A 20,873-nucleotide genomic window follows, 5' to 3' on the forward strand; every position below is an offset into this window, starting at 1 on the left:
CGGTCGGCTTGGCAACCATGCATCTGGATCTCGGTTCAGAACGCAAGCCCCATGCCATAGTCAGCGCCATCATCAACCCCGGTAAGTGATCTTGCCGCCGCAGATGGTGCTGACCGGACGCACCTTGTGCAAGGAAGCCGGTTCAGTTGCCTCGATATCGGCCGACAGCACCACCAGATCGGCCAGATAGCCTGGTTTCAGCCGGCCCTTACGGTGTTCCATGAATTCGGCATAGGCGCCTTCGACCGTATAGCCCGCAAGCGCTTCCAGCAGCGAGAAGCTCTGGTCGGGGTCGCCCTCTGCCCAAGGCTTGCGCAGCACCGCCGCCCGAATGCCCAGGATCGGGTCGACCCGCGACACCGGCCAGTCGGAAGCGAAAACGACATGCGCGCCCGCCTGCTTCAGCGTCCGCCAGGCATAGCTGAGCGGCCATCTTTCGCGGCCGATGCGCGAGAGCGTCGGCTCCAGCGGGAAGTCCATGGCGCCGGGCGGGTGCGGCGGCTGCATCGAGGCGATGACGCCGAGTTCGGCAAAGCGCGGCACGTCGGCGGCAGTGGTGACCTCGATGTGCTCGACCCGGTGACGGCTGTCGCGCCTGCCGTTCTTCCGCCGCGCCGCCTCGTAACCGTCGAGGACCGCGCGCACAGCGCCGTCGCCTATCGAATGCACGGCGATCTGCAGGCCGCGCCGGTCGGCCTCCACTGCCACCTCGGCGAAATGCTCTGGCGTGAACAGCGGCTCACCGCGCCAGCCCGGCCGGTCGGCATAGTCGTCGACCATGACCGCGGTCCAGCCTTCCAGCACGCCGTCGTAAAACATCTTGACCATGCCGGACGACAGCCATTCCGATCGATAGGAGTTGGCCATGCTCGATGCCTTTTCCAGCTTGTCGAGCGTCATGAAGTTCTTGAAATGAAAAGGTATCTTGGTGCGGCAGAGCAGCCGCCCTTCCTGCTCCAAACCGGCAAGCAGTTCGAGCTGGTAGAGATTGCCGTCCATGTTCTGGATCGAGGTGATGCCGTGGCGGGCGCACCATTCCAGACCGCGATGCATCAGGTCGCGATCGGCCGCGACTTCGGCTGCGGAAGGGTACGGTTCGGGCTCGCCGCCTGTCGCAAGGCCGAGCCGCACGCGGTTCTGCCCGGAAAGCTCAAGGATCGGCCCAAACGCCTCGCCCTCACGCAATTCGCCGGCCGCGAGGCCGTCGGCGCCCATGACGATCTCGTTGCCGGGGCCGAGTTGCTTGCCGTGCAGGATGCCGGCCAGCTTCAGCGCCTTGGTGTTGGCCCACATCGTGTGGTGATCGGAAGCCGACATGGCGAACGGCCGGTCGGCGATGATGCGGTCGAGATGATGGCGGGTGACCGGCTCTTCCTTGGAAAGGATGGTATAGTCGACGCCGGCCCCAAGCAGCAATTTGGCGTTCGGCCGTGCCGCAGCGTAGGCGCGGATCGCGTCGCTCAGCGCGTCGAAGCCATGCACGCCCTGAAGGTGCAGATTGTCCAGTTCGGCGGCGCCGCCGAAAAGGTGCATATGCGCTTCGATGAAGCCCGGCACCACCGAACCGCCTTGCGCATCGATGATCTTCGTGGCCGGCCCTTTCAGCGTCTCGATCGTCCGGCGATCGCCAACCGCCAGGATGTTGCCGTCCTTTATCGCCACCGCTTCGGCTGTCGGATTGCCTTCGTCCATGGTCAGCACACGGGCATTGGTGACGATCAGGTCGGCATTTGAACTCATGATTACCCGCAGGTCGGTTGCGCTGCCGGCAGGCTAGACGACCGGCTGCCGGGCCAGCAAGCCATGGCTGGTTGGCCCAGCGCCTTGTGAAAGGCAGTGCAGGACGGTTAGGGTCGCCGCGTCTCACCACGGAACAATTTCATGAAGACTGTTTTTTCGCCTTTCCATGCCGGCCATTCCGGCAATGTCGAATTGATCGCCGGCGCCATCGTGCCGGCCTTTGAAAAGCCGTCGCGCGCCGAGTTCATCAGGGCGCGGGTGGAGAGCGAGAAGCTCGGTCCGATCCTGCCGCCGGAAAGCCACGACCTCGCCGCCGCCAGGAAGGTGCATGCCAGCGACTACATCGATTTCCTGCCGACCGTGTGGCCGCTCTGGGAAGCATCGGGCCGCAGCGGTTCGGCCATTCCCTTCACCTGGCCGACGCGCGGCCTTCGCGGCGACGTGCGCCCGAAAGGCATCGATGCGCTGCTCGGCTTCTACTCCTTCGACGGTGGCGCGACGTTCGTCAAAGGCACATGGGATGCGATCAAGTCGTCCTATGACGTCGCGTTGACCGCCGCCGCGCTGGTCAAGGCCGGTGAGCCTTCCGCCTTCGCGCTGTGCCGCCCGCCAGGGCACCATGCAGGGGCGGCCTTCATGGGCGGCTATTGCTTCATCAACAACGCCGCCGTCGCCGCGCAATGGTTCCGCGACCATGGCGCCGGGCGCGTTTCGATCCTCGACATCGATTATCACCACGGCAACGGCACCCAGGAGATCTTCTATCGCCGCGGTGACGTTCAGGTGCTGAACCTGCATGGCGATCCGATGACGGAATATCCCTTCTTCCTCGGCCATGCCGACGAACGCGGCGAGGGCGACGGCGAAGGCTTCAACGACAATTACCCGATGCCCTTCGGCACCGGCTGGGACGTGTGGAACGCCTCGCTCGAGGACGCTTGCACGAGGCTTTCGGCTTATGCTCCTGACGTCGTCGTGGTTTCACTCGGCGTCGACACTTTCGAGAAGGACCCGATCAGCCAGTTCAAGCTGAAGACCTCCGACTACCCCAGGATCGGCCGCCGCATCGCCAGGCTCGGCCTGCCGACGCTGTTCGTCATGGAAGGCGGCTACGCCGTCGAGGAGATCGGCATCAACGCCGTCGGCGTGCTGACCGGCTTCGAGGACCGCTAGAAGTGCCGCCGGTGCCTGCCAATCAGATGGCAGCGCTCGGCAAGCGGTACCGCCTGCCTGACCGATCGTTCAGCCTGCGGCGGCACGCGCTGACCCGCCCGCTATCTTGTTGTTGGACCATGATGTTTTTCCAGAATGCGTTCGCCCTTTGCGAGATGATGTTCTATTTTTTGAACCCACGGCTTGCGGGGCCTATTGATCGGAAGAACAAACGCATTTGAGCCCGGGAAAGCATTTATGAACGACGACACACCGGAAAGCGAAAGCGCCTCGGCGCTGGCGCCGTTCCGGCACGGCATCTTCCGGGCGGTGTGGTCCGCCAGCCTCGTCTCCAACTTCGGTGGCCTCATCCAGGGCGTTGGCGCCGCCTGGATGATGACGACGATCGCCACCTCGTCCTACCAGGTGGCATTGGTCCAGGCCTCGACCACCTTGCCGATCATGCTCTTCGCGCTGCTGGCCGGCGCCATCGCCGACAGCTTCAACCGGCGCAAAGTCATGCTGATCGCCCAGATCTTCATGCTCGTCGTCTCGGCTCTTCTCACCGTCTTCACCTATCTCGACCTGATGACGCCGTGGACGCTGCTCGCCTTCACCTTCCTGATCGACAGCGGCACCGCGCTCAACAGTCCGTCCTGGCAGGCTTCGGTCGGCGACATGGTGCCTCGCACCAAGGTGCCGGCGGCGATCGCGCTCAACTCGATGGGCTTCAACCTGACGCGCAGCGTCGGCCCGGCGATCGGCGGCATCATCGTTGCCGCGGCAGGCGCTGCCGCGGCCTTCGCCGTCAACACGCTGAGCTATGTCGGCCTCATCGTCGTGCTGGCCCGCTGGAAGCCGGAACTGCCGGCATCGACCTTGCCGCGCGAGACGCTGGGCGCCGCCATGGGTGCCGGCCTGCGCTATGTCGCCATGTCGCCCAATATCGGCAAGGTGCTGGTCAGGAGCTCGGCTTTCGGCTTCAGCGCCGGCGCGGTCCTGGCGCTGCTGCCGCTGGTCGCGCGCGACGTCGTCAAGGGCGATGCCTTGAGCTACGGCATCATGCTCGGCGCCTTCGGCATCGGCGCCGTCGGCGGCGCGCTGACCAGCGTCAGGCTGCGGCAGCTGCTGTCCAGCGAAACCATGGTGCGCATGGCATTCGCCGGCTTCGCCGTCTGCGCCTTCAACGCCGCCGTCAGCAATCATGCCTGGCAGACGTCGCTCGGCCTGCTGCTCGGCGGCGCCTGCTGGGTGACGGCGCTTTCGCATTTCAACGTCACCGTGCAGATGTCGACGCCGCGCTGGGTGGTCGGCCGCGTGCTTTCGGTCTACCAGACCGCGACCTTCGGCGGCATCGCGCTCGGCAGCTGGGTCTGGGGTGTCGTTGCCGACGCGCATGGCGCCGAAGTCGCCCTGATGGCGGCCAGCGTCGCCATGCTGGCGGGAGGCGCCATCGGCCTGCTGCTGCCGCTGCCGCAGCAGGCTGTGCTCAACCTCGATCCGCTCAACCGTTTTCAGGAGCCGCATCTGGCCCTTGATCTCAAGCCGCGCAGCGGTCCAATCGCCATCATGATCGAATATGTCATCCGCAACGAGGACGTGCCGGAATTCCTCGCCACCATGGCCGAGCGCGGCCGCATCCGCCGCCGTGACGGCGCCCGCAACTGGACATTGGCGCGCGATCTCGAAAATCCCTCGATATGGATCGAGCACTACCACACGCCGACCTGGGTAGAATATATCCGCCACAATCGGCGCGCCACCTACGCCGACGCCGTCATCGGCGAGCGCATAAGGGCGCTGCATAGCGGCAACGAGCCACCGCGCGTCCGCCGCATGATCGAGCGCCCGACGACAGCAGGGACGGCGCTCGTCATGCCGAAGGGACCGATCGAGCATTAGTGGCTGGCGGTGCGTCCAGTTGGACGAGCAAAATGAAATTGCGGCGCCTGGCCCAATCCGCGAATGCACGAACAGGATGGCCATTGTGGAGAGACGGTTATATCAGTTGGTGTGACTATGACCACTAAGGGGAGACGATGCGTTACATACGTCCGCTTTCAATTGAAGACGCCGCCGGCCTGTTGGCCGGTTCAGCCGGCACGGCCGCCATCCTCGCCGGAGGCAGCGACCTCTTGGTGCGAATGAAAGGCGGCTTTATCGAACCCGACCTGATCGTCGACATCAAGGCGATCGACGGGCTTGGCGAGATCAGGGAAACAGCCGAGGGCTTCAGCATCGGCGCGGCGGTCCCCTGCGCCGTGCTGGGCGAGAACACGGCCCTGCAGAAGGCATGGCCCGGCGTCGTCGAAGCGGCCAAGCTGATAGGCTCGAAGCAGGTGCAGGGACGCTGCACCATCGTCGGCAATCTGTGCAACGCCTCGCCGGCCGCCGACAGCGTGCCGGCGCTGGTGGCCGCTGGCGCCAAGGCTGTGGTCGTCGGCCCGGGAACCAGGCGCACGATTGCCGTGCAAGCGGTGCCGACTGGGCCGGGCAAGACGTCGCTGGCCAAGGGCGAGATCATCGAGGCAATCCTGCTCGACAGCCGTCTGCCGCGTTCGGGCGATGCCTATCTGCGTTTCATTCCGCGCACGGAGATGGACATAGCGGTGGTAAGCGCCGGCGTGAACTTGACGCTCGATGAGCAAGGTCGCGTCAAATCCGCCCGTCTGGCGTTGGGCGCCGTGGCGCCGACGGTGATTCTGGTCGAGGAGGCCGCCGAGGTTCTCATCGGCTCCAAGCTGGACGAAGCCACGCTGGAGAGGCTCGCCAAGGTCTGCTCGGGCGCCTGCCGCCCGATCGACGACAAGCGCGGCACTATCGAATTCAGACGGAAAGTCGCGGGTGTGCTGGCCAAGCGGGCCGCCACGACCGCCTATGCACGCGCAGGAGGCAAATGATGGCTGGTGTGGCAGTATCAACGACAATCAACGGCGACAATGTCGAGTTCCTTTGCCAGCCGGACGAGACGCTGCTTGATGTCCTGCGCGATCGCCTGGGGCTGACGGGCGCCAAGGAAGGCTGCGGCACCGGCGACTGCGGGGCCTGCAGCATCATCCTCGACGATCGGCTGGTGTGCTCGTGCCTGGTGCTCGGCGCGGAGGCCGAGGGCCGGCACGTCGAGACCATCGAGGGCATGGCGCATGGCGACAGGCTGCATCCGCTGCAGCAGAAATTCCTGGAGCACGCCGCACTCCAATGCGGCGTCTGCACGCCGGGCTTTTTGATAGCGGCGAAGGACCTTTTGGCCAAGAACCCCGATCCGACCGAGGAGGAGATCCGCTTCGGCCTCGCCGGGAACCTCTGCCGCTGCACCGGCTACGACAAGATCGTGCGTGCCGTTCAGGACGCCGCCAGCGTGATGAAGGGAGTATGACGATGAATTTCGATCCGCGTTACTCCGGACGCAATTTCACCTCTGTCGGCACGCGTCCCATCCGTCCCGACGGCGTCGACAAGGTGACGGGCCGCGCACGCTATGGCGCCGACTTCAACATGGCCGGGCAACTGGTCGGGCGCGTTCTCAGAAGCCCCCATGCGCATGCCACGATCAGGAAGATCGACACGTCGAAGGCGGAGAAGCTCGCCGGCGTCAAGGCCGTGATCACCGCGGCCGACCTGCCCGACCTCACCGACGGCGATGCCGCCATGTACGACATCCTCGACAACTGCATGGCGCGCAAGAAAGCGCTCTATGACGGCCATGCCGTGGCCGCGGTGGCTGCGGTCGATGCCCGCACGGCGAGGCAGGCACTGAAGCTGATCGAGGTCGACTACGAGGTGTTGCCGCATGTCACCGACGTCGACGAGGCGATGAAGCACTCCGCACCTCTGGTCAACGACGCCATCTTCACCGAGGGCCTCGAGCAAAAGCCCCGCAAGCCTTCCAATGTCACCAAACGCACCCAGTACGGCCATGGCGACATCCACGTAGGTTTCGGCCAGGCCGACTTCCTCGTCGAGCGCTCCTTCAAGACCGAGCAGACGCACCAGGGTTATATCGAGCCGCATGCCTGCGTGGCCAATGTCAGCTCCGACGGCACCGCCGACCTGTGGGTCTGTACGCAAGGCCATTTTGTCTACCGCCAACACTGCGCCCAACTGCTTGGCATGGAAGCCTCGAAGCTGCGCGTCACCTCCTCGGAGATCGGCGGCGGTTTCGGCGGCAAGACCCATGTCTGGGCCGAGCCGGTGGCACTGGCGCTGTCACGCAAGGCCGGGCGGCCGGTCAAGCTGGTCATGACGCGCGACGAGGTGTTCCGCGCCTCCGGCCCGACCAGCGCCACCTCGATCGATGTTCGGATCGGCGCCCGCAAGGACGGCACCATCACGGCGGCCGAGGCGACGCTGCGCTATAGCTGCGGCCCCTATGCCGGCACGTGGGCCGAGATCGGCGCCATGACGGCCTTTGCCTGCTACAAGCTCGAGAACGTCAGGACGGTCGGCTACGAAGTGCTGGTCAACCGGCCCAAGACCGCGGCCTATCGCGCGCCGTCGGCTCCGATGGCGGCGTTTGCGGTGGAAAGTGCGGTCGACGAGCTGGCCAAGGAGATCGGCATGGACCCTGTCGAGTTCCGGATCAGGAACGCGGCGCAGGAAGGCACCAGATCGTCCTATGGACCGGTATACGGCCCGATCGGCATCGGGCCGACGCTGGAGGCGGTGAAGAACCATCCGCACATGAAGGCGCCGCTCGGCAAGAACCAGGGCCGCGGAATGGCCTGCGGCTTCTGGTTCAATTTCGGTGGCCAGACCTGCACCGACCTCAACATCGGCATGGACGGCTCGGTCTCGCTTGCCGTCGGCACGGTCGATGTGGGTGGTTCCCGCGCGTCGCTGTCGTTGGTCGCGGCGGAGGAGCTCGGCATCCCCTATGAGCAGGTCAAGGCGGTGGTCGCCGATACCTCCAGCCTCGGCTACAACGACATGACGGACGGCAGCCGCGGCACCTTCTCCTCCTCCATGGCGACGATCTCGGCCGCCCGCAACGCCATCAAGGTGTTGCGGGAACGCGCCGCACAGATGTGGGACATTCCCGTCGACGACGTGGTCTGGGAAAAGGGCCACGCGATTGCCAAGGGCGAGAAATACGGCAACCTTGCAGCATTGTCGCTGAAGGAGATCGCGGCCGCTTCCGGAAAGACGGGGGGACCGATCGCAGGGCACAGTGAGCTCGTCGCCGACGGCGCCGGCGTCTCCTTCGCCACCCATATCTGCGATATCGAGGTCGATCCCGAGACCGGCTCCACCAGGGTGCTGCGCTACACCGTCGTTCAGGACGCCGGCAAGGCGGTGCATCCGACCTATGTCGAGGGGCAATACCAGGGGGGTGCCGCGCAAGGCATCGGCTGGGCGCTGAACGAGGAGTATATCTACGGCAAGGACGGGCGGCTGCAGAACCCTGGCTTCCTCGATTACCGCATCCCGGTCTGCTCGGACCTGCCGATGATCGACACGCAGATCCTCGAGATCCCCAATCCTAACCATCCTTACGGGGTGCGCGGCGTCGGCGAGACCTCGATCGTGCCGCCGCTGGCGGCGATCGCCAATGCGGTCTCGAACGCCGCGGGCGTGCGCATGACGCATATCCCGATGTCGCCGCCGCGCATCCTGGCGGCGCTCGAGGCGGAACGGGGAGGCTGATGGTCGAAGTAACGCTCTGGGGGTCGCTCGGCGCGATCGCTGGAGGCAAGAGCAAGGTCGAAATCGAGGCGAAGGATATTCGGGAGCTGTTCAGGAAGCTGGCTGAACAGTATCCCGGCCTCGAGCCCTACATCGATCGCGGCATCGCCGTCGCCATCGACGGGACGATCTATCGCGACACCTGGTCGAAGGAACTGCCGGAAGGGGCGGAGATTTTCCTGCTGCCGCGCCTTGCCGGGGGATGATTTGGGCTCGAGCTCAAGCCGCGCTCCGTGCGGCCAATGCTCGTTTATGAATTCGCGGCCCAGCAGGTCTATCGTAACCCGAACACTACAGTGGAATTGCGGTCACTTCTTTGGCCGTTCGGATCACGAACATCGTGTGGTATCGCGCGACGTTGCTTCGGTCTCGGAACAGTCGCTCGCACAGCGCATCGAACTCTTCCATATCCGTCAGGCGGAGCATGAGGACGGCGTCGGTTTCGCCGCTTACACTGTAGGCCTGAGTGACGGCCGGTTCCTGGGCGGCCAACTCGAGAAAGTCCCGCATAAACTGCTCACCATGACGCTCCAGTTCGACGGTGACGATCGCCTTCAAGCCCCGGCCAGCCTTTGCCGGTGCGAGAAGCGCGACAACGCGGCTGATGACACCGCTTTTCTTCAGTCGTCGTATGCGGCGCAGGCAGCTCGAAGGGGAAAGCCCGATTAATCCCGCCAGTTTGGCGTTAGTTCGTGAGGCATCATCCTGGAGCAGGTTGAGAAGCCTTCTGTCGATCTTGTCCATGTTGGTCGCGCTCAGCGTCGGTGCGTTGCAATTTTATTGCACGGAATCGCAAACTTTGACCACAAATGCGAAGCGTCTCACGCTACTCAGACGGCTCCAGGAATGATGGAGCAGCATGATGGCAATTTGCGCCGCCTTCTATCGCAGGACATTGGAGACGCTTGAAATCTATTGGGAACTGGTTCGCGTGATCGTTCCGGTTGCGATTGCCACGCGGCTGCTGCAGGACCTTGGCGTCATCCAGGCGATTTCTCCGTTCTTCTCCCCGCTCATGTTGCAGGTGGGGTTGCCACCTGAACTCGCCTTTGCCTGGCTGACGGGATTGCTGGTCGGGATCTGGGGCGCGCTTGTGATCGTATTCACCTTGGTTCCGGTTTCGGCGCTCAGCACTGCCGACATGACGGTTCTTTCGGCTCTCTTGCTGTTTGCACATGCCATTCCGATCGAGCAACGGATCATTCAGAGGGCCGGGCCGAGCTTCCTGGTCACCGCGGCGCTTCGTATTGGCGGGGGTTTGGTCTTTGCTGTCCTTCTGCATCAGATATTCGCCGTAACCGGATGGCTGTCAGGATCGGTGAAGCCGGCGTGGATGCCGACGAATGAAAGCACCGACTGGGGCGGCTTTCTCCTGGGTACGCTCAAAACCCTGGGCATCATGCTCGTTGTTCTGCTTGCGCTGAGCTGGGTGATCGAGCTTCTCAAGATGTCGGGCATTTTGGAGTGGATGAACAGAGGGCTTGCACCGCTCTTTCGGCTCGCCGGCATCGAAAAGCAGACGGTACCTTTCGCCGCTGTTGGCCTGTTTCTCGGGATTTCCTATGGCGCAGGACTGCTGATCCGCGAGGCGCGCACGCCTAGCGCGGAGCCGCGTCAGATATTCCTTGCCTGCGTGTTCATGGGTTTTGCCCATAGCCTCATTGAGGATACGTTGGTCGTTGTCACACTTGGCGCCGATGTCACGAGCGTGCTTCTCGGTCGCCTGGCGTTTGCCGTGCTCGCGACCGCCGTGATCGCAAAAGTAATCAAGGCGGTTCCCGACGCTCTTTTCTTCAAGACACTCTTCCACAAGGAAGGAGACAGTCGGCGCAGTCGGATTTCGGAGCCGGCGATTAGCGGGCCGTTGACGTGCCCTCCTTACGCAGCAGCCGACATGTGTGTCGCATCGCTATCGGGACAGGACGCGGCTACCCCTCGCCCGACAGATCGCGCCGCGCCTTGTCGAGTTCTTCGGCAAAGCGCCGCATCAGGTGGCCTTCGGTCAGCAGACCGACCACCTCGCGGTCGGTGAAAGCCTCGACCACCGCCAATTCCTCGGCGCCGGCGCGCTGGAAGGTCTCGGCCGCCGATTGCACGTTCATGCTCGGCACCAGCACCGCATCCCTGAATTTGGCGAAGGACAGCACCGGCAACCATGCCCGCGTGATGCTGCGGCGATAAAGCCCATCTTCACCTCGGGGAACTGCGTTGACGTAAACGTCAACCCGAAGCTATATGCGCCGGCGGCCGTGGCTGTAAAACCAGGCAAGCGGCTTCGGCCAGATCGAAGCGCCGGCGCGCGACAAACGCAAGCAGACGAGGAGAACCGCCATGAGCGTTCAGGAGATTGCCGACAACATCAGGTCGCGCGTGGCGAGTGCCGGGTTCGATCGCTCGGTGAAATTCGACACCGGCGGCGACGGCGTCATCGTCATCGACGGCGCCGATGTCTCGACTACCGATGCGCCGGCCGATTGCACCATAAAGCTGTCGCTCGACGATCTGGACTCGCTGATATCTGGCGATCTCAACCCGACGATGGCCTTCATGTCCGGCAAGATAAAGGTCGAAGGCGACATGAGCGTCGCCATGGCGCTCAGCCAGTTGATCGGCTGATCGCTTGAGGTGAAACAAGCCGCCGCACGATGGCGGCGGCTTGCTTCGAACCGTCACGCAGCGAGCGGCAGCCTCTGCGCCTTCAACTTGCGCCCTGCCGCCTTCAGGGTGCCTTGCGCGCGGTCGAGCGCGCCGACAACCAGTTCCCGCGCCAGCAGGCGGTGCCGCTCGTAAGGCCCCGGCATGGCCAGCGAGCCGGTCTTTGCGGCCGAAAACCCGAAGCGCTCGTAATAGGGCGCGTCGCCGACCAGCAGGATCGCCACATGGCCAAGCCGCTCGGCCTCGGTGACCGCATGGCGCATCAGCGCCGAGCCGATGCCGGCATTTTTCAGCGCCGGGTCGACCGCAAGCGGGCCGAGCAGCAGCGCTGCCGTGCCGCCCTCGCCCAGCACCACGTCCCACAGCCGCACCGTGCCGGCAACAGTGCCCGACGCATCGCGCGCGACAAAGGCCAGGCCCTCCGAAGGCCGGCGGCCGCGCCGCAGCTTTTCCGACGACTTCTTCCGGCGCTTCGGCCCCATGGCGCGATCGAGCAAAGCGTCGCGAGCGCCAACGTCGGCGGCGGTTTCGGCGACGACCGCAATCTCCCCCCTCGAGGGGGAGATGTCGCCGAAGGCGACAGAGGGGGTTGTCGCGCGTGAAGCGCCGGCCTCCATCTGCGGCAGGAGGCCGAGTCCAGTCGAACCGACCCCCTCTGGCCGCTTCGCGGCCATCTCCCCCTCGAGGGGGGAGATTCCCACGCCTTCAACGATGAGATCTGCAATGTTCATTTCCGCGATCCTTCACAAGCGGATTGTTCCACAGGCGAGCCGGGGCGGGCGACAGGCGCCCACCGGGGATGATCTGAGCAACTCTTGCGAGCCCTCAGATCACGTAGGATCGGAGAGGCTCGAAGCCGTTGAAGGCGACCGAGGCGTAGGTCGTCGTGTAGGCGCCGGTGCCCTCGATCAGCACCTCGTCGCCGATGGTCAGCGACAGGGGCAGCGGGTACGGCGTCTTTTCGTACATCACGTCGGCCGAATCGCAGGTCGGGCCGGCGAGCACGCAAGGCGCGGTCTCGCTGCCGTCATGCGCGGTGACGATCGGGTAGCGGATCGCCTCGTCCATCGTCTCGGCGAGACCGCCGAACTTGCCGATGTCGAGGAACACCCAGCGCACATTGTCGTTGTCGGCCTTCTTCGAGATCAGCACGACCTCCGACTTGATGACCCCGGCATTGCCGACCATGCCGCGGCCCGGCTCGATGATCGTCTCGGGGATGGCGTTGCCGAAATGCTTCCTGAGCGCCGAGAAGATCGCCTGGCCGTAGGCCTGCGCCACCGGCACATCCCTGAGATAGCGGGTCGGGAAGCCGCCGCCCATATTGACCATCTTCAGCACGATGCCTTCGTCGGCCAGCGTCGCGAACACCTTCTTGGCGTCGGCCAGCGCGCGGTCCCAGGCGGTCAGGTCGGTCTGCTGCGAGCCGACATGGAATGACACGCCATGGGCGTCGAGGCCGAGTGTCCTGGCATGGCGCAGCACGTCGACCGCCATCGCCGGCACACAGCCGAACTTGCGCGACAGCGGCCATTCGGCGCCCTCGCCGTCGGTCAGGACGCGGCAGAACACGCGGGCGCCGGGAGCGACGCGAGCGATCTTCTCGACTTCCTCGACGCAGTCCACCGCAAACAGCTTGATGCCGAGCTGGTAGGCGCGCTGGATGTCGCGCTCCTTCTTGATGGTGTTGCCGAAGGAGATGCGGTCCGCCGGCGCACCGGCGTCCATCGCCATCTCGACTTCAGCAACGGAAGCGGTGTCGAAGGACGAGCCCATCGCAGCAAGCAGGCGCAGGATTTCCGGCGCCGGATTTGCTTTCACCGCATAGTAGATCTTGGAATCGGGAAGCGCCTTCTCGAAAGCACGGAAATTGTCGCGCACGACATCGAGGTCGACGACGAGGCACGGGCCGTTCGGACGTCGGGTGGCGAGAAAGTCAAGGATGCGCTGGGTAGCCATCGGGTCTCTCCATCAGCGCCTTGCGGCGCGCACAAAGGCTTGCGGACGCGGGCTCTCGGCCTCCCGAACACGCGGTGGACAAAGGCGGGACGGAAATCCATGGAACCAGCCGGTGGAGACCCCGGAACCATGAAGCGCCGTCTCGCGGCGGTGAACCTTGGCCTTGCCCGGCCTCGGTTCGCTTTGTCTGCCTTGGCTTGGATGGGAGACCCGTCCGCACTGCCGGCAATGAAGGTGTGCCTCTTCAGTAACCCCGGTCTTTGGACGACCGGCAGAACACCAGAAAGGCCCGCACCGTCGTTGCTTCAAGGTGTCCTCGGTTGGCGGTTGGCCGCTAAACCGACTGGAGGGGTTGGCTCCAGTTACCTTACCGATTGCCCTCACCATTCGAGGATCGGCGGACACCCACAGGCACGTGCGACTTTGGGCAAGCGCGATATAAGATCGAAAGATTTCACAATCAATAAAAATCGTATGGCAGGTTGTAAAATTTGTGGCATCGAACAATGCTGCGGCACCAGAAGAACAATGCTGCGACAGGCACATCCGGATATCGAACGCATGACAGGCACTCGCGGCCCGCTGAACGCTTTTCTCGATCTTGATCAAGTCCCTGTTACCAATGCGCAATCCGGCCCGCTTGCCGGCTTGCGGCTGGCCGTCAAGGATATCTTCGACGTCGCTGGCTACCGCACCGGTTGCGGCAACCCGCAGAAATACCGCGAAGCCTCGCCGGCCATGGCGACCGCGCCGGCCGTCCAGGCGCTGCTTGATTCGGGCGCCCGCTTCGTCGGCAAGACGCAGACCGACGAACTCGCATTTTCCCTGCTCGGGCTGAACGCGCATTTCCCGTCGCCCATCAACCCGGCAGCACCCGACCGCGTCACCGGCGGCTCGTCCTCCGGTTCTGCCGCGGCAGTCGCCGGCGGGCTGGCCGACATTGCAACCGGATCGGACACCGGCGGCTCGATCCGAGCGCCGGCAAGCTTCTGCGGCCTGATCGGCCTCAGGACGACGCATGGCCGCATCCCGCTCGACGGCACCATGCCGCTGGCGCCTTCGCTGGACACGTTCGGCTGGTTCGCAAGCGACATCGTCATCTACGAAAAGGTCGGCACGGCGCTGCTCGGCGACGATCCGCATTCCCATGAACTGAGACGCCCCGTCACTCTCGCTGAGCTGGACGGCCTCGTGCTCGGCCCGCACGAGGCCGACGAATATCTCGCCATGCTCCGCAGTGTCGCTTCGGTGCTGGGCGCACCGCGCAGCGTCGGCCCGCTGTCGCATTCGACCGACGATCTCTATTGGTGCTTCCGCAAGCTGCAAGGCTATGAAGCCTGGCAAAGTCACGGCGCCTGGATCGCCGGCGGCGACCGCATGCTGGGACCCGGTGTCAAGGAGCGTTTCGAGCACGGCGCGACAATCGACGCGGCAACCGCGCAATGTGAAACGGAACGTCGCGTTTCGTTTCGCCTCGAACTGGCCGGCCTGCTTGGCGACGACGGCGTTCTTGTGCTTCCGACCGCTCCTGGTGCCGCGCCGCTCAAGGCCGCGTCATTCGACGATTTGCAGACCTATCGCGAGCGGGCGCTGAGACTGCTCTGCCTTTCCGGCCTGTCCGGCTTTCCGCAAATCACGCTGCCGCTCGGCAAGACCGGCGGGGCGCCGTTCGGCCTTTCGCTGCTCGGTCCGAAGAACAGCGACCGGCAGTTGATTGCGCTGGCCGCCCGCATCCTTTCGGCCCACCAAGGAGGCGCATGACATGGATACGCTGACCCGCATGCGCGCCTTCATCGACGTGGTCGAGGCCGAAGGATTTTCGGCGGCGGCGCGCAAGATCGGCCGCTCGAAGGCGCTATTGTCGAAATATGTGCGCGAGCTGGAGGACGAGCTCGGCGCGCTGCTGCTCAACCGCACCACCAGGCAGTTTTCCCTGACCGAGGCCGGCCACACCTATTACCGGCGCGCCTCGGAGATCGTGCGCGAGGTCGACAGCCTTGCCGATGCGGTGCGCGAATCCTCCGGCGACGTGCGCGGCAGGATCAAGCTGTCGGCGCCGCGCACCTTTGCCGACGCGCCGATCGGCCAGTCGCTGATCGACTTCGCCAAGCAGCACCCCGACATCGTGCTCGACATCCATCTCGACGACCGTTTCGTCGATCTGGTCGAGGAGGGCTTCGATCTGGCGGTGCGCATTTCGCGGCTGGAAAATTCCTCGTTGATCGCCAGGCGCCTGGCGCCATTTTCGGTACGGCTTTGCGCGTCTCCTGAACTGATCGCCAGGCACGGCATGCCGGTCAGGCCGCAAGACCTTGCCCGCGTGCCTTGCATCATCGACACCAATGGGCGCTGGCTCACCAACTGGCCGTTCAAAGGCGACAGCGGCGATACGGTGAGCGTTTCGGTTTCCGGCCCGATCGAGGTCAACAGCCCGATGGCGGCAAGGGCCGCTGCCGTGGCTGGATTGGGATTTTCCGTCCTGCCGGATTTCATCGCCGCGCCCGACATCGAAAGCGGCAAGCTGCTGACTGCGCTGGATGACCGCATTCTGCCCGGCGGCGGCATTTTTGCCGTCTATCCGCACCGGCGCTATCTGCCTGCAAAAGTTCGCGTTTTCGTCGACTTCCTGGTGCAGTGGTTCAAGACGCTGGACAACGCATGAGCTTTCAGCCGCGTTGCGGTCCCATTTTCGCCCGCTTTCTGGTAACTGTCGGCAATTCACCGAAGCCGATTGAATCGCGACCGAGAATGCACCTGAAACGGCAAGCAATCATGCTGGCTTCGGCCTTGACCGCGACGTTTGCCGCCGTCGGACCGGCTGAGGTGCATCCCCACGTCTTCGCCGAAGCCCGCCTCGAAGTGGTCCTCGGCCCGGATCACCAAACTGTGAAGGCATTGCGTCATGTCTGGCGCTTCGACGATTTGTTTTCGAGCACGGTGATGATGGAGTTCGACAAGAATTCCGACCTGAAACTCGACGACAAGGAGCTGAAGGATGTCGCCGACACCGTCCATGCCTCGCTTGCCGAATTCAACTATTTCCAGCTCGTCACCGTCGACGGCAAGGACGTGGCAATGACCCCGCCGCCGCATTTGATGGCCAATTTCGACAATGACCAGTTGATCATCCTGTTTGAATCTGAACCGAAGGTACCGATCAAACTGAGCGGCAAGATAGATATCGGCGTCTACGACCCGACCTTCTACACCGCGATCGATTTCACCGAGGATGCCAATCTGCAGGTCGATGGGTTGCCGCCGACCTGCACCAGCAAGGTTGTCCGCCCGAACCCGGACGAGGCGATCGCCCAGAACCAGAAGACCCTGACCGAGGCCTTCTTCAACGATCCGACAGGCACCGACATGAGCAAGATCTTTGCCACCAAGCTTGAACTGACCTGTCAGCCGGAAGGATAGATCCAGTGACCAAACCGTCCCTGCGTTTGGCATTCGGTCTTCTGGCCGCCGCCTTTGTGATGACGCACTTTCTCGGCTCCGCCCACGCCCAGAGTTCACTCGGCATCGGCACCAATGACGGCATGGCTCCAACCGCCACCGGCCCGTTCGCCCACATCCTGATGTGGATCAATCTGCGCCAGCAGGAATTCTATCATGCGCTTGCCGGCGCGATGAAGGCGATGCGCCAGGACGGCAGCAAGTTGTGGCTGCTCATCGGCCTGTCCTTTGCCTATGGCATTTTCCACGCCGCCGGCCCCGGTCACGGCAAGGCGGTGATCTCTTCCTACATGGTGGCCAATGAAGTGGCGCTCCGGCGCGGCATCATGCTGTCCTTCGTCTCGGCCCTGCTGCAGGCGCTGACCGCGATCGTGGTGATGCTGGTCGCCTATTTCTTGCTGCGCGGCACTGCCGTCTCGATGACAGACGCCGCATGGTTCCTTGAAATCATGAGCTATGTCTTCGTCACTCTGTTCGGCGCCTGGCTGCTGTGGCGCAAGGCCGGCCCGGCCATCCTTCGCCTGTTCGGCGCAAATCCGGGCTACAGCCTCTCGGCTGCCCATGCCGGCCATTCACATGCCGGCCATTCACATTCCGCGCATGCCCATGCGGCACATTCCCACGCGCTTGATGCGCATGACCACCACGATCATGCGCATGACCACGGCGCCCACGACCACGCCCATGCTGCGCACGATCACCACAGCCATGCGGCGGGCGAGGTCTGCGAGACCTGCGGACACTCGCATGCCCCCGACCCGGCGCTGCTTTCCGGTGATCGCTTCGATTGGCGCACGGCCTGGTCGGCGGTGGCCGCCGTCGGCATCCGCCCCTGTTCCGGCGCGCTGATCGTGCTGAGCTTCGCCTTGCTGAATGGGCTGTGGTTCGGCGGCATCCTTTCGGTGCTGGCCATGGCGCTCGGCACCGCAATCACCGTCTCGGCCCTGGCGACGCTTGCGGTGACCGCCAAGAACTGGGCGGTGTATTTCGCCGGCGACGGCCGCATGGGCAACCGTATCCATTCCTTCGTCGAGATCGGCGGCGCCGCCTTCGTCTTCCTGTTCGGCCTGCTGCTGCTTTCGGCCAGCCTGACTGGCGCCTGACCTCGTTGCGTCCGATCGGGGCGCTTTAACTAGGGATATTGCCTCAACTCGTCCTCGATATGGACGCGGATGATCTCGTCGAAGCTCGTTTCGGCGGCAAAGCCAAGCTCCCTCGAGCGCCGCGCCTCGAAGCGCGTCGGCCAGCCCTTGACGATCGCCCAGATCGTCTCGTCGGGCTCCTCGCGGATCAGTTTCACCGCCTTGGCGCCGGCGACACGTTCCAGCGCTTCGATCTGTTCGCCGACGCTGACGGCGACGCCCGGCATCGTCAGGTTGCGGCGCGGGCCGACGGCACTGCCGTCGATCTGAGCCGCATGGATCAGGAAATTCACCGCCGAACGCGGGCTGGCGTGTGTGTGGACGACTGAGCGCGGCACCGGCAGGATCGCTTCATGGCCGCTCAGCGGCTCGCGGATGATACCGGAGAAGAACCCTGAGGCCGCCTTGTTCGGCTTTCCCGGCCTGACGCAGATGGTCGGCAGCCTGATGCCGATGCCGTCGAAGAAACCGCGGCGCGTATAGTCGGCAAGCAGCGCCTCGCCGATCAGCTTCTGCGTGCCGTAGGAGGTCAGCGGCGTCGGGTGGAACTCGTCCGGAATGATGTCGGGAAACGGTGCGCCGAACACGGCGATCGACGAGGTGAAGACGACGCGTGGCGTATAGGCGGCCAAGCGGATGGCATCGAACAGCGCCCTGGTGCCGTCGAGATTGACGCGGTAGCCGAGATCGAAATTGGCCTCCGCCTCGCCCGACACCACGCCGGCGAGATGAAAGATCACGCCGGGGCGCGGCGCGACCAGATTTGCGGTCGCTCCCGGTGCGGCAAGGTCGCCGGTGTGGAGGGTAATGCTGACACCTTCGAGCACCGGCGCTTGCGGCGGCACGATATCGTGAAGATCGAGCGCGGCGATCTTGCGGCCGCCGAGCGTCCCGTCCTTGGCCAACCTGGCGATGAGTTTGCGGCCGACCATGCCTGCCGCGCCGGTAATCAGAATGCGCATGTCACTTTCCCTTTTTGCGCTGGCTGCGGCTACGCAGCCAGAACACGACGAAGATTGCCACCATGAAGATCGCCGCGACGACACCGGCAAGCACCGTCGAGACCTTGCCGACCGCCAGCATCACTGTTGGAAGATAATAGGCTGCGATGCCGAACAGCAGCAAAACCCAGGCGGCGCCGATCGCCGCATTGCGGGTGTCGCGGTCCATCACGCGGCGCCAGGGTGGCGAGAGTTCATGTCGATCGTTGCCAATGCCCAGAACTCCCGAAGTCAGTGATAATGGCCGCGGTGCGGTGCCGCATCATGCGCGTGATCGTGCTCGTCATCATGCTCATGGCTGTCGGCACATCGGCCGAATTCCGGTTCGACCGTGGCATGGGCTATGCCATGTTCCGCCGCAAGCCGCTTCTTGATCGCGCTTACCGCCATATGCGCGTCGACGCCGTCATTGAGGCAGGCATGCAACGTCGCCATGTTGCTGGAACCGTCGATCGACCAGACATGCATGTGATGCACCTCGCGCACGCCCTTGATTGTCGCCTCGATGTCCCTGGCGATCAGGTCGCGGTCGAGGCTTGCCGGCACGCCTTCGAGCAGGACGTGGGCTGCCTCGCGCATCAGCGACCAGGCCGTGGACAGGATCAGCAGCGAGACCAGGATCGACAGGATCGGATCGATGGGCGTCCAGCCCGTCGCCAGGATCACCAGCGCCGCGACGATTGCCGCTGCCGAGCCGAGCAGGTCGCCGAGCACGTGCAGGATGGCGCCGCGCATATTCAGGCTGCCGCGGTCGCCGCCATGCAGCACGAAGAAAGAGCCGATATTGATCGCAAGGCCGGCGATGGCAACGACCAGCATCGGCCCGCCGAGCACGGGCTCAGGCGTCAGCAAACGCCCCCAGGCCTCGTAGACGATCCACAGCGCAATGGCGAAGATGGCGATGCCGTTGGTATAGGCGACCAGTGTCTTGACCCGGCCGAAACCATAGGTGAGGCGCACGGTTGCCGGCCGGCTCGCAAGGTGAAAGGCATACCAGGCAAGGCCGAGCGCAATGCAATCGGCAAGCATGTGGCCGGCATCCGCCAGCAGCGCCAGCGATCCCGTCAAGAGACCGCCAAGCGCTTCGACGACCATGAAGCCGGCGGTCAGGCAGGCCGCGATCAGCACGCGCTTTTTGTCGGTCGAGCCATGCACATGCCCGGCACCGTGACTGTGGTCGTGGCCCTGCGCAGCATGGTCGTGGGTATGCGCCATCTATGAGCTCCTGCTAGAGCCTGATCCAACCCGGCAGAATCGGGATGGAGGCTCTATCTTTTATTTGACCATGATCTTTTCCGAAAACCGGATACCACTTTTCGGGAGCATGGTCAGGCGCCGAACTCGGCGCGAAAATCCTCGAGCCGCCGCTTCTGCTGGCCATCGCTGTCGAAATTGGCCGGATCGAGCCACGCCTCATAGGCTCTGCGCAGATCAGGCCATTCCTTGTCGATGATCGAATACCACGCGGTATCGCGGTTTTCGCCCTTGACCACAAGATGCTGACGGAAAATGCCCTCGAACTTGAAGCCGAAACGTTCCGCCGCGCGCTTCGACGGCTCGTTGCGATTGTTGCATTTCCATTCGTAGCGGCGGTAGCCAAGCTCGTCGAAGACATACTTCATGAACAGGAACTGCGCTTCCGTCGCCGCCGGCTTTCGCGAGATCAGCGGGCCCCAATAGATGTTGCCGATCTCGATGACGCCGTAGGCGGCGTCGATGCGCATCAGCGTCTGGCGCCCGGCGACCTTGCCGCTGGCCTTGTCGATGACCGTGAAGAACAGCGGGTCTTCGCTGGCTTCTGCCTTGTCCAGCCACGGCTGGAAGGCGGCACGGCTCTCCGGCGGGTAGTCTGGCAGCCAGGCGAAGCGGCCGTCGACATCGGCCACCGACGAGGCCTCAAACAGGCCGTCGCCGTGCTTTTCGGCGTTGAGCGGCTCCAGCCTGACAGTTCGCCCCTCCAGCACCTTGCGTTCGGCCCGCGGGCGCGGTTGCCAATTCTTGAGATTTTCCGACACCGAAAACTCCAATCCGTTTGACTTTTGCGGGCGGACGCTCACAAAAACGCACGCTCGCTGAAAGAACCACA

At 64.0% G+C, this 20,873-nt stretch carries 20 protein-coding genes and 2 pseudogenes; 13 read left to right on the forward strand and 9 right to left on the reverse strand.

What is annotated here, in order from left to right; all coding sequences use genetic code 11:
* Positions 1-72: 72 nt before the first annotated feature.
* A complete protein-coding gene (locus NKI08_RS05205; protein WP_352767619.1) occupies positions 73-1,740 on the reverse strand; it encodes an amidohydrolase in 1,668 nt (555 codons plus the stop codon).
* A 141-nt stretch (positions 1,741-1,881) separates the two neighbouring features.
* Here NKI08_RS05205 and NKI08_RS05210 point away from each other — a divergent pair, with 141 nt between their 5' ends.
* From NKI08_RS05210 to NKI08_RS05240, 7 genes are all read left to right on the forward strand, one after another.
* A complete protein-coding gene (locus NKI08_RS05210) occupies positions 1,882-2,913 on the forward strand; it encodes a histone deacetylase family protein (RefSeq protein WP_352767621.1) in 1,032 nt (343 codons plus the stop codon).
* A 2-nt stretch (positions 2,914-2,915) separates the two neighbouring features.
* Positions 2,916-3,134, forward strand: a complete 219-nt coding sequence (locus NKI08_RS05215; protein WP_352767623.1) for a hypothetical protein — start codon at positions 2,916-2,918, stop codon at positions 3,132-3,134.
* A gap of 16 nt (positions 3,135-3,150) precedes the next feature.
* Positions 3,151-4,794: an MFS transporter gene (locus tag NKI08_RS05220; protein ID WP_352767625.1), complete on the forward strand. Its 1,644-nt coding sequence runs from the start codon at positions 3,151-3,153 to the stop codon at positions 4,792-4,794.
* A 137-nt stretch (positions 4,795-4,931) separates the two neighbouring features.
* Positions 4,932-5,792 carry an FAD binding domain-containing protein gene (locus NKI08_RS05225; RefSeq protein WP_352539333.1) on the forward strand — a complete coding sequence of 287 codons (861 nt, stop codon included), beginning with the start codon at positions 4,932-4,934 and terminating at the stop codon, positions 5,790-5,792.
* Entirely contained in the window at positions 5,792-6,268 is a 477-nt protein-coding gene (locus tag NKI08_RS05230) for a (2Fe-2S)-binding protein (RefSeq protein WP_352767627.1), read from the forward strand. The genes NKI08_RS05225 and NKI08_RS05230 overlap by 1 nt, the downstream gene beginning before the upstream one ends.
* A 2-nt stretch (positions 6,269-6,270) precedes the next feature.
* Complete coding sequence (locus NKI08_RS05235; protein ID WP_352767629.1) at positions 6,271-8,535, forward strand: xanthine dehydrogenase family protein molybdopterin-binding subunit; 2,265 nt, start codon at positions 6,271-6,273, stop codon at positions 8,533-8,535.
* Positions 8,535-8,780, forward strand: a complete 246-nt coding sequence (locus tag NKI08_RS05240) for a MoaD/ThiS family protein (RefSeq protein ID WP_023675441.1) — start codon at positions 8,535-8,537, stop codon at positions 8,778-8,780. Before NKI08_RS05235 ends, NKI08_RS05240 begins: the two co-directional genes overlap by 1 nt.
* 85 nt (positions 8,781-8,865) lie before the next feature.
* Here NKI08_RS05240 and NKI08_RS05245 read toward each other — a convergent pair whose 3' ends face one another.
* On the reverse strand, positions 8,866-9,318 hold the full coding sequence (locus NKI08_RS05245) for an Lrp/AsnC family transcriptional regulator (protein ID WP_352448191.1): 453 nt from the start codon (positions 9,316-9,318) through the stop codon (positions 8,866-8,868).
* Positions 9,319-9,973: 655 nt separating this feature from the next.
* Between NKI08_RS05245 and NKI08_RS05250 the strand changes: the two are divergent.
* Positions 9,974-10,246, forward strand: a pseudogene (locus NKI08_RS05250) (nucleoside recognition domain-containing protein); the annotation flags it as partial.
* 256 nt (positions 10,247-10,502) lie between these two features.
* On the opposite strand, the pseudogene NKI08_RS05255 reads toward NKI08_RS05250, so the two are convergent.
* Positions 10,503-10,703 (reverse strand): annotated as a pseudogene (locus NKI08_RS05255) (chloride channel protein); the annotation flags it as partial.
* A gap of 202 nt (positions 10,704-10,905) precedes the next feature.
* On the opposite strand from NKI08_RS05255, the gene NKI08_RS05260 reads away from it, so the two are divergent.
* The gene (locus tag NKI08_RS05260; RefSeq protein ID WP_352767632.1) at positions 10,906-11,190 is read left to right on the forward strand and encodes an SCP2 sterol-binding domain-containing protein; all 285 of its coding nucleotides are present in this window, start codon (positions 10,906-10,908) and stop codon (positions 11,188-11,190) included.
* A 53-nt stretch (positions 11,191-11,243) separates the two neighbouring features.
* On the opposite strand, the gene NKI08_RS05265 is transcribed toward NKI08_RS05260, so the two are convergent.
* The gene (locus tag NKI08_RS05265) at positions 11,244-11,846 is read right to left on the reverse strand and encodes a GNAT family N-acetyltransferase (RefSeq protein WP_352767904.1); all 603 of its coding nucleotides are present in this window, start codon (positions 11,844-11,846) and stop codon (positions 11,244-11,246) included.
* 208 nt (positions 11,847-12,054) lie between these two features.
* On the reverse strand, positions 12,055-13,188 hold the full coding sequence (gene odc2, locus NKI08_RS05270; RefSeq protein WP_352767634.1) for an ornithine/lysine decarboxylase: 1,134 nt from the start codon (positions 13,186-13,188) through the stop codon (positions 12,055-12,057).
* A gap of 561 nt (positions 13,189-13,749) precedes the next feature.
* Between odc2 and NKI08_RS05275 the strand changes: the two genes are divergently transcribed.
* The 4 genes from NKI08_RS05275 to NKI08_RS05290 all read left to right on the forward strand — a co-directional run bounded on the left by NKI08_RS05275 (position 13,750) and on the right by NKI08_RS05290 (position 17,747).
* Complete coding sequence (locus NKI08_RS05275; RefSeq protein ID WP_352488773.1) at positions 13,750-14,949, forward strand: amidase; 1,200 nt, start codon at positions 13,750-13,752, stop codon at positions 14,947-14,949.
* 1 nt (position 14,950) lies between these two features.
* Entirely contained in the window at positions 14,951-15,850 is a 900-nt protein-coding gene (locus NKI08_RS05280) for a LysR family transcriptional regulator (RefSeq protein ID WP_352469556.1), read from the forward strand.
* Between the two features lie 86 nt (positions 15,851-15,936).
* Positions 15,937-16,605 (forward strand): DUF1007 family protein, encoded by a 669-nt coding sequence (locus NKI08_RS05285; protein ID WP_352469555.1) that lies wholly within the window; start codon positions 15,937-15,939, stop codon positions 16,603-16,605.
* Positions 16,602-17,747: a nickel/cobalt transporter gene (locus NKI08_RS05290; RefSeq protein ID WP_352539487.1), complete on the forward strand. Its 1,146-nt coding sequence runs from the start codon at positions 16,602-16,604 to the stop codon at positions 17,745-17,747. Before NKI08_RS05285 ends, NKI08_RS05290 begins: the two co-directional genes overlap by 4 nt.
* Positions 17,748-17,776: 29 nt before the next feature.
* Here the strand turns inward: NKI08_RS05290 and denD are convergent, their stop codons facing one another.
* The 4 genes from denD to NKI08_RS05310 all read right to left on the reverse strand — a co-directional run bounded on the left by denD (position 17,777) and on the right by NKI08_RS05310 (position 20,802).
* Positions 17,777-18,748: a D-erythronate dehydrogenase gene (gene denD, locus NKI08_RS05295; RefSeq protein WP_352767637.1), complete on the reverse strand. Its 972-nt coding sequence runs from the start codon at positions 18,746-18,748 to the stop codon at positions 17,777-17,779.
* Position 18,749: 1 nt separating this feature from the next.
* Positions 18,750-18,956 (reverse strand): hypothetical protein, encoded by a 207-nt coding sequence (locus NKI08_RS05300; RefSeq protein WP_352448198.1) that lies wholly within the window; start codon positions 18,954-18,956, stop codon positions 18,750-18,752.
* Positions 18,957-19,018: 62 nt separating this feature from the next.
* On the reverse strand, positions 19,019-20,002 hold the full coding sequence (locus NKI08_RS05305; protein ID WP_352488771.1) for a cation diffusion facilitator family transporter: 984 nt from the start codon (positions 20,000-20,002) through the stop codon (positions 19,019-19,021).
* A gap of 113 nt (positions 20,003-20,115) precedes the next feature.
* The gene (locus NKI08_RS05310; protein WP_352767640.1) at positions 20,116-20,802 is read right to left on the reverse strand and encodes a GNAT family N-acetyltransferase; all 687 of its coding nucleotides are present in this window, start codon (positions 20,800-20,802) and stop codon (positions 20,116-20,118) included.
* Between the last annotated feature and the right edge of the window lie 71 nt (positions 20,803-20,873).

Source organism: Mesorhizobium sp. M0768 (genome assembly GCF_040320195.1).
GTDB lineage: Bacteria > Pseudomonadota > Alphaproteobacteria > Rhizobiales > Rhizobiaceae > Mesorhizobium.